Annotated in this window: 18 protein-coding genes; all 18 read right to left on the reverse strand. The window is 62.7% G+C overall.

Annotated elements, in window-relative coordinates; genetic code table 11:
- Positions 1–4: 4 nt before the first annotated feature.
- The 18 genes from ERD78_RS13975 to ERD78_RS14060 all read right to left on the reverse strand — a co-directional run bounded on the left by ERD78_RS13975 (position 5) and on the right by ERD78_RS14060 (position 13,201).
- A complete protein-coding gene (locus ERD78_RS13975; protein ID WP_129969934.1) occupies positions 5–373 on the reverse strand; it encodes a histidine triad nucleotide-binding protein in 369 nt (122 codons plus the stop codon).
- A 9-nt stretch (positions 374–382) separates the two neighbouring features.
- Positions 383–727 carry a phosphoribosyl-ATP diphosphatase gene (locus ERD78_RS13980; RefSeq protein ID WP_129969935.1) on the reverse strand — a complete coding sequence of 115 codons (345 nt, stop codon included), beginning with the start codon at positions 725–727 and terminating at the stop codon, positions 383–385.
- Complete coding sequence (hisI, locus tag ERD78_RS13985; RefSeq protein WP_129969936.1) at positions 724–1,128, reverse strand: phosphoribosyl-AMP cyclohydrolase; 405 nt, start codon at positions 1,126–1,128, stop codon at positions 724–726. Before hisI ends, ERD78_RS13980 begins: the two co-directional genes overlap by 4 nt.
- Complete coding sequence (hisF, locus tag ERD78_RS13990) at positions 1,125–1,934, reverse strand: imidazole glycerol phosphate synthase subunit HisF (RefSeq protein WP_129969937.1); 810 nt, start codon at positions 1,932–1,934, stop codon at positions 1,125–1,127. Before hisF ends, hisI begins: the two co-directional genes overlap by 4 nt.
- Positions 1,931–2,674, reverse strand: a complete 744-nt coding sequence (hisA, locus tag ERD78_RS13995; protein WP_129969938.1) for a 1-(5-phosphoribosyl)-5-[(5-phosphoribosylamino)methylideneamino]imidazole-4-carboxamide isomerase — start codon at positions 2,672–2,674, stop codon at positions 1,931–1,933. Before hisA ends, hisF begins: the two co-directional genes overlap by 4 nt.
- Positions 2,675–2,677: 3 nt before the next feature.
- Complete coding sequence (gene hisH, locus ERD78_RS14000; protein WP_129969939.1) at positions 2,678–3,352, reverse strand: imidazole glycerol phosphate synthase subunit HisH; 675 nt, start codon at positions 3,350–3,352, stop codon at positions 2,678–2,680.
- 48 nt (positions 3,353–3,400) lie between these two features.
- Entirely contained in the window at positions 3,401–3,988 is a 588-nt protein-coding gene (gene hisB / locus ERD78_RS14005; protein WP_129970135.1) for an imidazoleglycerol-phosphate dehydratase HisB, read from the reverse strand.
- Positions 3,989–3,994: 6 nt separating this feature from the next.
- Positions 3,995–5,308 carry a histidinol dehydrogenase gene (hisD, locus tag ERD78_RS14010; protein WP_129969940.1) on the reverse strand — a complete coding sequence of 438 codons (1,314 nt, stop codon included), beginning with the start codon at positions 5,306–5,308 and terminating at the stop codon, positions 3,995–3,997.
- Positions 5,309–5,396: 88 nt separating this feature from the next.
- Positions 5,397–6,080: an ATP phosphoribosyltransferase gene (gene hisG / locus ERD78_RS14015; protein ID WP_129969941.1), complete on the reverse strand. Its 684-nt coding sequence runs from the start codon at positions 6,078–6,080 to the stop codon at positions 5,397–5,399.
- Positions 6,077–7,345, reverse strand: a complete 1,269-nt coding sequence (murA, locus tag ERD78_RS14020; RefSeq protein WP_129969942.1) for a UDP-N-acetylglucosamine 1-carboxyvinyltransferase — start codon at positions 7,343–7,345, stop codon at positions 6,077–6,079. Before murA ends, hisG begins: the two co-directional genes overlap by 4 nt.
- Positions 7,338–7,586, reverse strand: a complete 249-nt coding sequence (locus ERD78_RS14025) for a BolA family protein (protein ID WP_129969943.1) — start codon at positions 7,584–7,586, stop codon at positions 7,338–7,340. The genes murA and ERD78_RS14025 overlap by 8 nt, the downstream gene beginning before the upstream one ends.
- 5 nt (positions 7,587–7,591) lie before the next feature.
- Complete coding sequence (locus ERD78_RS14030) at positions 7,592–8,386, reverse strand: ABC transporter permease (RefSeq protein ID WP_129969944.1); 795 nt, start codon at positions 8,384–8,386, stop codon at positions 7,592–7,594.
- Positions 8,383–9,174, reverse strand: coding sequence for an ABC transporter ATP-binding protein (locus ERD78_RS14035; RefSeq protein ID WP_129969945.1), 792 nt, complete (start codon positions 9,172–9,174; stop codon positions 8,383–8,385). The genes ERD78_RS14030 and ERD78_RS14035 overlap by 4 nt, the downstream gene beginning before the upstream one ends.
- A 200-nt stretch (positions 9,175–9,374) precedes the next feature.
- Positions 9,375–10,031, reverse strand: a complete 657-nt coding sequence (locus ERD78_RS14040) for an MlaC/ttg2D family ABC transporter substrate-binding protein (RefSeq protein ID WP_129969946.1) — start codon at positions 10,029–10,031, stop codon at positions 9,375–9,377.
- A 15-nt stretch (positions 10,032–10,046) separates the two neighbouring features.
- A complete protein-coding gene (locus ERD78_RS14045) occupies positions 10,047–10,973 on the reverse strand; it encodes an MlaA family lipoprotein (protein ID WP_129969947.1) in 927 nt (308 codons plus the stop codon).
- A gap of 79 nt (positions 10,974–11,052) precedes the next feature.
- On the reverse strand, positions 11,053–11,523 hold the full coding sequence (gene mlaD, locus ERD78_RS14050; RefSeq protein WP_129969948.1) for an outer membrane lipid asymmetry maintenance protein MlaD: 471 nt from the start codon (positions 11,521–11,523) through the stop codon (positions 11,053–11,055).
- 59 nt (positions 11,524–11,582) lie between these two features.
- Positions 11,583–12,371: a lipid asymmetry maintenance ABC transporter permease subunit MlaE gene (mlaE, locus tag ERD78_RS14055; protein ID WP_167668939.1), complete on the reverse strand. Its 789-nt coding sequence runs from the start codon at positions 12,369–12,371 to the stop codon at positions 11,583–11,585.
- Positions 12,368–13,201 (reverse strand): ABC transporter ATP-binding protein, encoded by an 834-nt coding sequence (locus ERD78_RS14060; RefSeq protein WP_129969949.1) that lies wholly within the window; start codon positions 13,199–13,201, stop codon positions 12,368–12,370. Before ERD78_RS14060 ends, mlaE begins: the two co-directional genes overlap by 4 nt.
- Positions 13,202–13,213: the final 12 nt, after the last annotated feature.

Below are 13,213 nucleotides of genomic sequence, written 5' to 3' on the forward strand. Positions count from 1 at the left end.
CGAATTAAGCGGCGGGTGCCGCACGTTTGTCCCAGGGGCGCGGGCCCCCGATAATATGCATGTGCAGGTGGGCGACTTCCTGCCCGCCCTCGACGCCGGTGTTGACCACCAGCCGGAAACCGCCTTCAGGCCCCGGCGTGCAGCCGTTTTCAGCGGCCAGCTTGGGGGCGAGCGTCATCATGCGGCCCAGCCATTGCGCATCCTGCGGTCCGATTTCCTGCATCGACGGTACATGATGCTTGGGAATGACAAGCAAATGCACCGGCGCGGCCGGATTTATATCATGAAAGACGTAGAAGTTTTCGTCTTCGTACACTTTCTTCGACGGGATTTCGCCCGCGGCAATTTTGCAGAATAGACAGTTGTTGTTCATTACGCGATCCTATTGCTTGGTCCTGGCGGCCTTTTCCGCCAGGCCCGAAACCCCTTCACGGCGGGCCAGTTCGGCCATGACCTGCTCTGGCCTCAGGCCGTAGTGAGCCAGGGCAACCATGCAATGAAACCACAAGTCCGCTGTTTCGGCCACGATGCGGTCGGGCTTCCCGTCCTTGGCGGCCATGACCAGTTCGGTGGCCTCCTCGCCGATTTTCTTCAGAAAGGCATCGGGGCCGCGCGCCAACAGCTTGGCCGTATAAGATGCGTCCGGGTTGCCGCCGTTGGCCGGAAGGCGTGTTTCCAGTGTGTCGGCCAGCCGTGCCAGCACGGTGGCGGTGTCCTGCGTCGTCATTTGTATATGAGCTCTGGGTCTTTCAAGACGGGGTCCACAGCCGACCAGGATGCCTGGTTGGCCGTGCCATCCAGACGCCGGAAAAAGCAGCTTTCCCGGCCCGTGTGGCAGGCGATGCCGCCCTCCTGCTTGACCTTGAGCAGGATGACGTCGCCGTCGCAGTCCAGCCGGATTTCATGCACGATCTGCACATGGCCGGATTCCTCGCCCTTGCGCCATAAACGCTGGCGCGAACGCGACCAGTACACCGCGCGGCCCGTGGACACGGTTTCGTCCAGTGCCTCGGCATTCATCCAGGCGACCATGAGCACCAGACCAGTATCCACGTCCTGCGCGATGGCGGGGAGCAGTCCCTGGTCGTCGAATTGAATGGCATCCAGCCAGTTGCTTTCGTCTGTCATACAGGTAATCGTACCCTAATACCTTGCCGGGCCATGAATTGCTTTGCCTCCTGCACGGTGTGCTCGCCGTAGTGGAAGATGCTTGCTGCCAGCACGGCGCTCGCCCGGCCCTCGGTGACGCCGTCGGCCAGATGCTGCAGAGAGCCCACGCCGCCGGACGCGATAACCGGTACAGGCACTGCATCGGATACCTGCCGCGTCAGGGCCAGATCAAAGCCCGACTTGGTGCCGTCGCGGTCCATGCTGGTGAGCAGCAGCTCCCCGGCGCCATTGGCCGCCATTTTTCTTGCCCATTCGACGGCATCCAGGCCGGTAGCCTTGCGCCCGCCGTGGGTGAACACCTCCCACTTGGGCGGCTCGTCGTCGGCCGAGGTGCGCCGGGCATCGATGGCCACCACAATGCACTGGGAGCCATGATAGCCGGCCGCATCGCTCACCAGCTGGGGGTTGGCCACGGCCGCACTGTTGATCGAGACCTTGTCGGCGCCGGCATTGAGCAGGCGTTGTATGTCCGATACCTTGCGCACGCCTCCGCCGACCGTCAGAGGGATGAACACCTGCCTGGCCACGGATTCTATGATGGGCAGTATGAGATCGCGGTCGTCGCTGGTTGCCGTAATATCAAGGAAGGTGAGCTCGTCGGCGCCTTGCTCATCGTAGCGCCGCGCGATCTCGACGGGATCTCCCGCGTCGATCAGGTTGACGAAATTAACGCCCTTGACCACCCGGCCCGCCGTGACGTCGAGGCAGGGGATGATGCGCCGGGTAAGGCCTGTGTCGATGGTGTCGGGCGAGGTATGTGTCATGCTGCGCCGAGCTCGTCGGCTCGATCCTGTGCTGCGGCAAAGTCCAGCGTGCCTTCGTAAAGGCTGCGGCCCAGAATCGCACCCTCCACGCCTTCGTCCTCGACCGCGCACAGCGCCTCGATGTCGCGCAGATCGGTGACGCCGCCCGATGCGAAAATGGGAATGTTGACGCGGCGGGCCAGCTTGACCGTCGCGTCGATATTGACCCCCGACAGCATGCCGTCACGGCCGATGTCGGTATAGATAATGGCCTCGCAGCCGTAGTCTTCGAACTTGGCCGCCATGTCGAGCACGTCGTGGCGCGTCAGCTTGCTCCAGCCGTCGGTGGCCACCTTGCCGTCACGTGCATCCAGGCCGACGATGATATTGCCAGGGAAGGCGCTGCAGGCATCGCGCAGGAAGCCGGGATCCTTCACGGCGGCGGTGCCGATAATGACGTACGACAGGCCCGCATCCAGATACTGTTCGATGGTGTCGAGGTCGCGTATGCCTCCGCCGATCTGGACCGGCATGTCATCGGCCACCGCATCAAGAATGGCGCGAATGGCGCCGCTGTTGCGCGGTTTGCCGGCCACCGCGCCGTTCAGGTCGACCAGGTGCAGGCGGCGCGCGCCGGCATCCAGCCATTGGGTTGCCATGGCGGCCGGGTCGTCGGAAAACACGGTGGCGTCGTCCAGGTCGCCCTGGCGGAGGCGCACACAACGCCCGTCTTTAAGGTCGATGGCAGGGATGAGTAGCATGATCTAAGGATTCCAGTCTACGAAATTCCGGTACAGCCGCAGGCCATGCCCTGCGCTCTTCTCGGGGTGGAACTGTACCGCGAAAATGTTAGCGTCTGCGATGGCACAGGTAAAGCGCAGGCCGTAATGGCTTTCCCCAACGGTAAGGGATGGCTGTTCCGGTTGAGCATAATAGCTGTGCACGAAATAAAAATGGGTTTCATCGGGTATGCCGTCCCATAGCGGATGCGCACGGATCTGCGTCACGCGGTTCCAGCCCATGTGAGGCACTTTCAGCCGCTCCGGCCTGTCGCCGGCCTGTCCGGCATTGCAAGGCGCATCATCCCGGCTTGCAAACTGCGTGCCCGAGAAGCGCCTAACCACGCCCGGAAAGAGATCCAGGCAGGGCACATCGCCCTCCTCGCTGCGTGTGAACAGCATCTGTTCGCCCACGCACACGCCCAGCAGCGGTCTGCTGCGGGCTGCCCGCATTACGGCGTCCCGCAGGCCCGATTGTTCAAGCGTGCGCATGCAATCAGGCATGGCGCCTTGTCCGGGAAACACCACGCGGCTGGCGCGGTCGATTCCGGCGGCCTCGCGGCAGACGCGTATGTCGGCATCGGGCGCGGCGGCATGCAGGGCGCGCGCCACCGAGTGGAAGTTGCCCATGCCATAGTCAACGATGGCGATCGTATTCACGATAGATGGAAAAGTAAGAGTGATTCGGTATGGCTTCCCGAGGGAGTGTCAGAGCACGCCTTTGGTGGACGGTACCACGCCCGCGCTGCGCGGGTCGATCTCCGTTGCCATGCGCAAGGCACGGCCAAAGGCCTTGAAGACTGTCTCGCACTGATGGTGCGAATTCTCGCCGCGCAGATTGTCGATGTGCAGCGTGACCAGTGCATGGTTGACGAAGCCTTGGAAAAACTCGCGCGTCAGGTCGACGTCGAAGCGGCCGATATGCGAGCGCGTAAATGGAATGTGATAGTACAGGCCCGGCCGCCCGGAAAAGTCGACGACCACGCGCGAAAGCGCTTCGTCCAGCGGCACATAGGCGTGGCCATAGCGGCGCAGTCCAGCCTTGTCGCCGACAGCCGCTGCAAACGCTTGTCCGAGCGTGATGCCTACATCCTCCACCGTGTGGTGGTCGTCGATGTGCGTGTCGCCGTCGCATTGGATGTCCAGATCGACCAGCCCATGGCGGGCGATCTGATCCAGCATATGGTCCAGAAAGGGGACGCCTGTGTTGATGGATTGTTTGCCCGTGCCATCGAGGTTGATGGCCACGCGCACTCGGGTTTCGTTGGTGTTCCGGGTAATGTCGGCTGTACGCATGGTCATTCAGGTTTTTTCGGTGGATGGAAGCCGGTATTCGGCGCTGGCGGCATGGGCCTGCAGGCCCTCGCCGTAGGCCAGGCAGGCGGCGATGCGGCCCAATGTCTGGGCGCCATCCCGCGATACCTGGATGAGACTGCTTCGTTTCTGGAAATCGTAGACGCCCAGCGGCGAGGAAAAGCGGGCGGTGCGCGATGTGGGCAATACGTGGTTGGGCCCCGCGCAGTAGTCGCCCAACGCCTCGGAGCTGTAGCGGCCCAGGAATAGGGCGCCGGCATGGCGGATGAGATCCGCCCAGCGTTGAGGCTCGTCGGCGGAGATTTCAAGATGCTCGGGGGCGATATCGTTGGCAATTTCACAGGCTTCTTCCATGTCGCGCACCTGGATCAGCCCGCCGCGGTTGGCCAGGCTTGTGCGGATAATGTCCGCGCGCGGCATGCCTGGCAGCAGGCGGTCCATGGCCTGGGCGACCTGATCCAGGTAGCCCGCGTCGGGGCATAGCAGAATGGCCTGTGCCAGTTCGTCGTGTTCGGCCTGGGAGAACAGATCCATGGCCACCCAGTCTGCCGGCGTGGTGCCGTCCGCAACGATGAGGATTTCGCTGGGGCCCGCGATCATGTCTATGCCGACCACGCCGAATACGCGGCGTTTGGCCGCCGCGACATATGCATTGCCGGGTCCTACGATCTTGTCCACGGGGGCGATGGTGTCGGTGCCGAATGCGAGCGCAGCTACGGCTTGTGCACCGCCGATGGCCCAGGCGCGGTCGACACCCCCGAGCGCGGCGGCCGCGAGTACGATGGGGTTGCGCAAGCCGTCGGGCGTGGGCGTAACCATGACCACCTCGCCAACGCCCGCAACCTTGGCCGGTATGGCGTTCATGAGAACTGACGAAGGGTATGCGGCCTTGCCGCCCGGCACATACAGGCCGACGCGATCCAGCGGCGTGATCTTCTGGCCCAGCATTGTGCCGTCGTCTTCTGTGTAGGTCCAGGTTTCGGCGCGCTGTCTTTCGTGGTAGCGTCGTACGCGGTCTGCGGCGGCTTCCAGTGCCTGACGCTGCGCTGCATCCAGGCTGTCCAGCGCTGCGGCCAGCGCCGCGGGCGTGATTTCCAGCTCGGCCACGGATGCAGCAGTTACGCGGTCGAAACGGCGCGTGTAGTCAAGCAGCGCGGCATCGCCATGCTGCCTTACCCCTTTCAGGATATCGGTTACGGCGTTTTCTATGGAGTCGTCCTGCGTGGCATCGAAAGCCAGCAGGGCACGAAGACTGGCCTTGAACCCGTCGTCCCGGGTGTTGAGGCGTTTGATCGAGAGCATGGTACAAGCCAATGAGTGCGTTCTGTTTGTCCCAGTTTATACCGGAAGTGGTCGCCTTGCCCGCGAAAGGCCGGCTGCGAGTGGCCTCTCAGCGGGCCGTGCCGCCCGCCGAGGCGCGCGCAAAAGCGTCGATCAATGGTTGCAGGCCGCTGCCGCGCATTTTGAGCGAGGCCTTGTTGACGATGAGGCGCGAGGAGATCGCCGTGATTTCCTCGACCTCCATCAGATTGTTGGCCTTAAGCGTGCCGCCCGTAGACACCAGGTCGACGATGGCGTCGGCCAGCCCGACCAGCGGCGCCAGTTCCATGGAACCGTAAAGCTTGATCAGATCGACGTAGACCCCCTTGCGGGCAAAATGCTCTCGCGCGGCGCGTACGTACTTCGTGGCGACGCGAAGCCGTGAGCCTTGACGCACAGCGGCTTCGTAGTCGAAACCCGTGCGTACGGCCACACACAGGCGGCACCGCGCAATGTTCAGGTCTATGGGCTGGTAGAGGGCGCCAGGATGGGCGGCGGCATGCTCGTACAGGACGTCGGCGCCTGCGATGCCGAAATCAGCCGCACCGTACTGCACATAAGTGGGCACGTCCGAGGCGCGCACGATGATCAACTGCAGGCCGGCACTGCTGGTGCGCAGAATCAGCTTGCGCGAGGTTTCGGGATTCTCGGTCACGCTGATGCCCGCGGCGGCCAGCAGCGGCATGGTTTCCTCGAAAATCCGGCCCTTGGATAGAGCAAGGGTCAGGGGCTTGTCCAGGCTTGCGGGGCTCATTGGGGCGTTCCGGTTATGCGCTGGATATCCGCGCCGAGCGCACGCAGTTTTTCTTCCATGCGCTCATAGCCGCGGTCCAGGTGATAGATACGTTCGACGGTGGTCTGGCCGCATGCGGCCAGACCGGCGATGACCAGGCTGGCCGATGCGCGCAGATCGGTGGCCATGACGGTGGCTCCCGACAGCCTTTCGACGCCGGACACGATGGCCGTGTGGCCGTCGATGTCGATGACGGCGCCCATGCGCACCAGTTCCTGCACGTGCATGAAGCGGTTTTCGAAGATGTTCTCAACGATGACTGAGGTGCCGTCGGCAATCGTGTTCAGGGCCATCAACTGTGCCTGCATGTCGGTTGGGAATCCTGGATGCTCGCTGGTTCGAAAGCCCGTGGCTCGGGGGCGCTGTTTCATCGTGGCGCGGATCCAGTCCTCCCCGCACTCGATCTGCATGCCGGCTTCAGTCAGCTTGTCGAGTGTGGCACCCATGGTCCCGGGTGCGGCGTTGCGCAGCGTGATGTCGCCGCCCGTGGCGCCCACCGCGCAAAGAAAGGTGCCCGCCTCGATGCGGTCGGCGATGACGCGATGCTCGGCGCCATGCAGCTTCTCCACGCCGTCGATCACTATGCGGTCTGTGCCGTGGCCTTGAATACGCGCGCCCATTCGGTTGAGCAACTCCGCCAGGTCACCGATTTCCGGTTCGCGGGCCGCATTTTCCAGGGTGGTGCGGCCCTCTGCAAGCGTGGCCGCCATCATCAGGTTCTCGGTGCCCGTTACCGTGACCATGTCCGTGCGGATCGAGGCGCCCTTGAGCCGGCGTGCGCGCGCAACGACATAGCCATGCTCGATGCTGATTTCCGCGCCCATGGCTTCCAGCCCCTTGATGTGCTGATCGACGGGACGTTGGCCAATGGCGCATCCACCCGGGAGACTGACGCGCGCCTCACCGAAGCGAGCCAACAGCGGCCCAAGCACGAGAATGGACGCCCGCATGGTCTTGACGAGATCATAGGGCGCTTCAAGCCGGTCCACGCCAGTCGCATTCAACATCACCGTGCCGGCCTGCCGGTCGCGGTCCGCCTGCACGCCCATTTGCCCCAGCAGGCGCAGTGTGGTGCCGATATCGTTGAGGCCGGGCACATTGCTGAGCGAGAGCGTATCGCCTGTCAGCAGCGAGGCGCATAGAATGGGGAGCGCGGCATTCTTGGCGCCTGACACCGCAACGTCCCCCTGAAGCTGCCGGCCGCCCGTGATGCGAAGCTTATCCATTCGGGTTCGCCTCGTATTCGGCCGGCGTTAATGTGCGCATGGACAGGGCGTGGATCTCGGCTTTCATGCGGTCGCCAAGCGCTGCATAGACCAGTTGGTGGCGCGCGATGAGACGCTTGCCCTCGAAGGCGGGGCTGACGATGACGGCGTCGAAATGCGAGCCGTCGCCTTGCACCTCGATATGCCGGCAGTCCAGGTTGGCGGCAATGTAATCGCGTACTTGTTCGGGAGTCGGCAACATGGTTTTCAATTCCTGAGTTTATAGCCGCTGGCGACCAGGCGCAGGGCGAGAAGACCGAGCATGGCAGCCACCACGGCAACGACGACCAGGCTGTGCCACGGGGAGACGTCAGAAACCCCAAAGAAGCCGTAGCGCATGCCATCTATGGTGTAGAACAGCGGATTCCACCGCGAAACGGCCTGCCAGAAGGGGGGCAGGCTGTGAATGGAGTAGAACACGCCGGACAGAAACGTGGCCGGCATGATGAGAAAATTCTGGAATGCCGCCAATTGGTCGAATTTCTCGGACCACAGGCCCGCGATCAGGCCAAGCGTGCCCATGATGCCACAGGACAGGATCGCAAACACGAGCACCCACAGCAGGTTCGCGGGCGGTAAAGGTACGAAGAACAGCGCGACAAGCCATATACAGGCCCCCACGCACAGGCCCCGGGCAATGGCCGATAGCAGGTATGCGGCAAATATTTCCACATGGGAAAGCGGCGGCAGCAGAATGAATACAAGATTGCCCGTGATACGGCTTTGAATCAGCGATGACGAGGGGTTGGCAAACGCGTTCTGCAGCATGCTCATCATCATGAGGCCGGGGATCAGAAACGCGGTGTAGGGTACCGTGCCATAAACGTGAACCCGGCCTTCCAGCACATGGGCGAAGATCAGCAGGTAGAGCAGGGCTGTGACGACCGGCGCCGCAATGGTCTGGAAAGCCACTTTCCAGAAGCGCATGAGCTCCTTCTTGAGCAGGGTCGGAAAGCCGGATCCCAGCCCGTCACGCGGCTGCAACAAGGGGCGGGTGCTCATGCCGTCACTCCCAGGAATTCGTCGTCGTGCATGATGCGCACGAATGCATCCTCCAGATCGGCGCCGCCCACCCTGGCCATCAGCGCTTGCGTGGTGTCGAGTGCGGCAATGCGCCCCTGCTTGAGCATGGCCACGCGGCGGCAGAGCGCCTCGGCTTCTTCCAGGTAGTGAGTAGTGAGCAGAATGGTATGCCCTTCCTTGTTCAGGCGGGAAATGAAAGCCCAGAGCGTGCGGCGCAGGTCGACGTCCACGCCGGCGGTGGGTTCGTCCAGAATGATAACCGGCGGTCGGTGTACCAGCGCCTGTGCAACCAGAACCCGGCGCTTCATCCCGCCGGAGAGTGCCCGCATATTGGACTCGGCCTTGTCGGACAGGCCGAGATTGAACAGAATTTCGTCTATCCAGTCGTCGTTGTTGCGCAGGCCGAAGTAGCCAGACTGTATGCGCAGGGTTTCCCTGACGGTGAAGAATGGATCATAGACCAGCTCCTGGGGTACGACACCCAGCGCCCTTCGTGACTGCCGGAAATCAGTTTGCACGTCGTAGCCGCATACGCGCGCGCGGCCGGAGGAGGCGCTTGCGAGCCCGGCCAGTATGGATATGAGCGTGGTCTTACCTGCGCCGTTGGGGCCCAGCAGCCCGAAGAACTCGCCATGTTCGACCGTGAAACTGACATTGGACAGCGCCTGATGGCCTGGCTGCGGAGGCTGGCGCCGCAGCCGTGCCCCCAGACTGATGGGCGCAGGCGCGTATATCTTGGAAATATTCTCTAGATTGATGGCGGACATGGACAAAAATAAAAAGCCCGGCTCCGAAGGAGCCAAGCCAAGCATTATAGTCGGTGGTGGCGCGTTGGCGGGTCCGCTCGCCTGCGCCGCCCAGCGGAGCGCTGGAGGGAGGCTTCCTGCGCAGTCCGCCGCGCCGGCCGTGGCCCGCCTGTGCATGCTGCTGCAAAGCGGGCTGTTCGGGCCAGGCGTCCTGCCGGCGTCTATTTTGTGGCGTCGCGTTTCAGTGCGGCGATGAGTCCATCGATCCCGTTCTGCGAGATCTGCTGTGCAAACTGATTGCGGTAGTTCTGGATAAGCCAGATGTTTTCGACATTCAGATCGTAGATTTTCCAGCCCTCGGGGGTTTTCTCGAGGCGGTAGCCTATGGCTACGGCGGGGCCGTTGGTCTGCGTCAGCGTGGAGCGGACCGCCACGTCTTTAGCGTTGGGGTCGCCGCGGAAAGGCTCCATCTTGATGCCGGACACTTTGTCCACATTGGCCAGGGCGCCGCTGTAGGTGCGCACCAGCGTGCCGCGAAAGGCATCGACCAGGTCGTGCTGCTGCTGCGGTGTGGCCTGGCGCCAGTAGCGGCCCGCGGCCAAGCGGGTCGTCTTCTCGAAATCGACATAGGGCAGTATGTACTGGTCGACCAGTTCGTTGATACGGGCGAGATTGCCCGCCTTGGCCTGTTCGTCGCTCTTCACCGCCTCAAGCGCATTGGTGGCGGCCGCAAGCACGAAGTCGTTGGGCGACGCATTGGGATCGACCTTTTCGCCAGCCTTGGCCGCCGTGGCGGACAGCGCAAGCGCGATGCCCAGGCATGCCGCGGCAAAGAGCCGCTGCAGCAGGGATGTGGAACGCAGAAATGCAAGAATCATTGATGCAAGCCTCCTTTATTGGCTAGTCGTCGGCGACGGCGCCGCTGGCTGCACGGTGCTGGCTGCGCCGGAAGACTGCGGCGCCCCAGGGTCGGGTCCGTAGTCGGGCAGATTCTGGTCGGCACCGGGATCTTCGCCGTAGTCGGGCAAGTCCGGATCCTCGTAGGACGGCAGGCGGCTGTCCTGGGTCTGGTCAGGTGCCGCACGGCCCTGGCGGCGGCTTTCCACCAGCGCCTTGCGGCGTTGCAGATAGGCGTCGCGGATGAAGCTGTACCGATCCAGGGCGATGTCATCGACCAGCTTGTCAGCCTCCAGCAGATTGGCCCGAGTATCGACAATATATAGACCCAGGATGCTGTTGCGGACCGGCACATCGTCGATCTGCATGACCGGGGTCATAGGCGAGAAGCCGGTGGCAAGCGTGCCGGCAAGCGCGCTGCTGTCGCGCAGCGTACTGGACCCCAGGAACGGCAGCACCACATAGGGGCCGGCGTCCAGGCCCCACACGCCCAGCGTGACGCCGAAGTCGTTGACGATGCGCTTGGAGCCATTCATGGACGCCACGTCGATACAGCCGCCCAGCCCCATGGTGGAGTTGAACAGTACTCTGCCCAATGTATTGATGAAATCCACGCCCCGGCCCTGCAGAAAGCTATTCACGGCGGACCAGACATCGCCCACGTTGTTGAAGATGTTGTGGATGCACGTTTGCGCCGGATCGGGCATCAGCTTGTCGTAGCCGGTGGCGATGGGCTTGAGCACAGCCTTGTCGACGGTGTCATTGAACGCATACATGCTGCGGTTGTAGCTCTCCCAGGGGTCTTGGGGAGTCGGGTGCGTCACGGTGGCGCATCCTGCGACCAGCGCGGTGGTGCCCAGAAGCGAGGCCAGCGTGAGGGAGCGCAGTGCGCGCTGGGGCGCGGATGTGTCAGGATCTGTCATTATTCAGCTATTGTCAGTTATACCGCAGTTCACGGATTGTAAACTCACATGGGAGGCCAGTGCAGCCCGGCACGGATTCCTATTTGGCACTCCCTCCGTCGTTAGCTGAGTTGTATAGGAACTTGCTGATCAGCTCCTCGAGCACCACGGCGCTCTGCGTGTATTTGATTTCGCCGTCCTGCGCCAGCATTTTATCGCTGCCGCCCGGCGTGATGCCGACATACTGTTCGCCGAGCAGGCCCGAAGTCAGTATGGAGGCCGAGGAATCGTCGGGAAATTGGTATTTTTCCTCGATGTCCAGCGTGGCAACCGCCTGGTAACGCGTGTTATCGAAGCCGATGCTGGCCACGCGGCCCACGACCACGCCGCTGCTTTTGACGGGTGCCCGCGTTTTCAGGCCGCCCAGATTATCGAAACGGGCTGTGACCTGGTACGTGGGGGCAAAGGAAAACGAGCTCATGTTGCCTGCCCTGAGGGCAAGGAATGCCAGCGCGATAATGCCCAGCAGTACGAACAGCCCTACCCAGAAATCGGTTCTTTCGTGCTTCATAGAAAATCCGTTGTCCAAATTGCGTTTGTCTCGCTGGCGCGCCGTGTCGGCCGCGCCCCTCAGGTGCTGAACATCAGTGCGGTCAGGAGGAAATCCAGCCCCAGTACCACGAGGGAGCCTGTTACCACCGTGCGCGTGGTGGCGCGCGACACGCCCTCCGGCGTGGCCTTGGCCGTCCAGCCGGCATGCAGTGCGATCAAGGTGACAGCCGTGCCGAAGACCAGGCTCTTGATGACGCCGTTGAGCACATCGTTGACCACATCCACGCCGCCCTGCATTTGCGACCAAAACGCGCCGGCGTCGATGCCTATGAGCAGCACGCCTACAATCCAGCCGCCTATGATGCCGACCATGGAAAACACGGCGGCCAGGATCGGCATGGCAATGAACCCGCCCCAGAATCGAGGCGTGAGCACGCGCCGGATGGGATCCACCGCCATAACCTCCATAGCGGAAATCTGCTCTCCCGCTTTCATGAGGCCGATTTCCGCTGTCAGCGACGTGCCCGCCCGGCCGGCGAAAAGCAGCGCGGTAACCACCGGGCCCAGCTCGCGCGTAAGAGAGAGCGCCACCAGCAGTCCCAGTGCTTCTTCGGAGCCGTAGCGGTTCAGGGTGTAGTAGCCCTGCAGCCCGAGCACGAAGCCCACGAACAATCCCGAAACGGCAATGATGAGCAGGGAATAATTGCCGATGAAATGTATTTGCTGAATGATCAAGCCGGGGCGGCGCAGGGCCACGGCGCTGCGCGCCAGGATGCCTGCGGAAAGCCGCACAAAGGCGCCCAGGCCGGAGATGTTCCGTCTGACCCGGGCGCCGAGGTGCGCAATACGTTGAACGGGAGAGATCATGGGCGTCCGGATTGCTGTTCGAGCCAGGCCGTGAAGGCGGGCGTTATGGGGTAATGGAAGGCGATCGGGCCATCGGGCTCGCCATTGAGAAACTGCTTTACGTAGGGGTCTTGCGAGCCGCTCAGCGCCTGTGGCGTGCCCGAAGCCAGGAGCTTGCCCTGGCCCACGACGTATACCTGGTCGGCGATTGCGAAAGACTCCGGCACGTCGTGGGTGATGAGTACGGATGCGCAATGCAGACGGTCGGTGAGGTCGCGGATGAGTTGCGCCGTGATGCCCAGCGAGATGGGGTCCAGTCCGGCAAAGGGCTCGTCGTACAGGATGAGTTCAGGCTCCATCACGATGGCGCGGGCCAGCGCCACCCGGCGGGCCATGCCGCCGGATATCTCCGAGATGCCCAGATGCGCTGCAGCGCGCAGACCCACGGCGTCGAGCTTGTCGAGCACACGTTCTGTCAGGGCCTGTTCAGTCATGGTGGTGTGTTCGCGCAAGGGGAAGGCCACGTTCTCGAACACATTGAGGTCGGTGAAAAGCGCGCCTTGCTGAAAAAGCACGCCCATGCGTTGGCGTACCTGGCGTAGCCTCTCGCCTGAAAGCGATGCCAGGTCCTGGCCGAACACCGCGATGGTGCCTCGTTGAGGCCGTATTTGTGCAGTGGTTGCCCGCAGCAATGTCGTCTTGCCGGAGCCCGAGCCGCCCATCATGGCCACCACTTGGCCACGGGCCACCCTCAGGTCGACTTCTTTCAGCACAGTGAAGTCGCCGTATCCCAGGTCGACGGCCGAGAACAGTACAACGGGATCGGTCGCGTCGGAGGTAATCATGGACATAAAGAAAGCCAC

It is taken from the genome of Allopusillimonas soli, from assembly GCF_004153445.1.
In the GTDB taxonomy this organism is placed as follows: domain Bacteria; phylum Pseudomonadota; class Gammaproteobacteria; order Burkholderiales; family Burkholderiaceae_B; genus Allopusillimonas; species Allopusillimonas soli.

Bases quoted from the DNA above. Each gene is read 5' to 3' on its own strand.
- ERD78_RS13975 (WP_129969934.1), bottom strand. From the start codon at position 373: ATGAACAACAACTGTCTATTCTGCAAAATTGCCGCGGGCGAAATCCCG.
- ERD78_RS13980 (WP_129969935.1), bottom strand. From the start codon at position 727: ATGACGACGCAGGACACCGCCACCGTGCTGGCACGGCTGGCCGACACA.
- hisI (WP_129969936.1), bottom strand. From the start codon at position 1,128: ATGACAGACGAAAGCAACTGGCTGGATGCCATTCAATTCGACGACCAG.
- hisF (WP_129969937.1), bottom strand. From the start codon at position 1,934: ATGACACATACCTCGCCCGACACCATCGACACAGGCCTTACCCGGCGC.
- hisA (WP_129969938.1), bottom strand. From the start codon at position 2,674: ATGCTACTCATCCCTGCCATCGACCTTAAAGACGGGCGTTGTGTGCGC.
- hisB (WP_129970135.1), bottom strand. From the start codon at position 3,988: ATGCGTACAGCCGACATTACCCGGAACACCAACGAAACCCGAGTGCGC.
- hisD (WP_129969940.1), bottom strand. From the start codon at position 5,308: ATGCTCTCGATCAAACGCCTCAACACCCGGGACGACGGGTTCAAGGCC.
- hisG (WP_129969941.1), bottom strand. From the start codon at position 6,080: ATGAGCCCCGCAAGCCTGGACAAGCCCCTGACCCTTGCTCTATCCAAG.
- murA (WP_129969942.1), bottom strand. From the start codon at position 7,345: ATGGATAAGCTTCGCATCACGGGCGGCCGGCAGCTTCAGGGGGACGTT.
- ERD78_RS14025 (WP_129969943.1), bottom strand. From the start codon at position 7,586: ATGTTGCCGACTCCCGAACAAGTACGCGATTACATTGCCGCCAACCTG.
- ERD78_RS14030 (WP_129969944.1), bottom strand. From the start codon at position 8,386: ATGAGCACCCGCCCCTTGTTGCAGCCGCGTGACGGGCTGGGATCCGGC.
- ERD78_RS14035 (WP_129969945.1), bottom strand. From the start codon at position 9,174: ATGTCCGCCATCAATCTAGAGAATATTTCCAAGATATACGCGCCTGCG.
- ERD78_RS14040 (WP_129969946.1), bottom strand. From the start codon at position 10,031: ATGATTCTTGCATTTCTGCGTTCCACATCCCTGCTGCAGCGGCTCTTT.
- ERD78_RS14045 (WP_129969947.1), bottom strand. From the start codon at position 10,973: ATGACAGATCCTGACACATCCGCGCCCCAGCGCGCACTGCGCTCCCTC.
- mlaD (WP_129969948.1), bottom strand. From the start codon at position 11,523: ATGAAGCACGAAAGAACCGATTTCTGGGTAGGGCTGTTCGTACTGCTG.
- mlaE (WP_167668939.1), bottom strand. From the start codon at position 12,371: ATGATCTCTCCCGTTCAACGTATTGCGCACCTCGGCGCCCGGGTCAGA.
- ERD78_RS14060 (WP_129969949.1), bottom strand. From the start codon at position 13,201: ATGTCCATGATTACCTCCGACGCGACCGATCCCGTTGTACTGTTCTCG.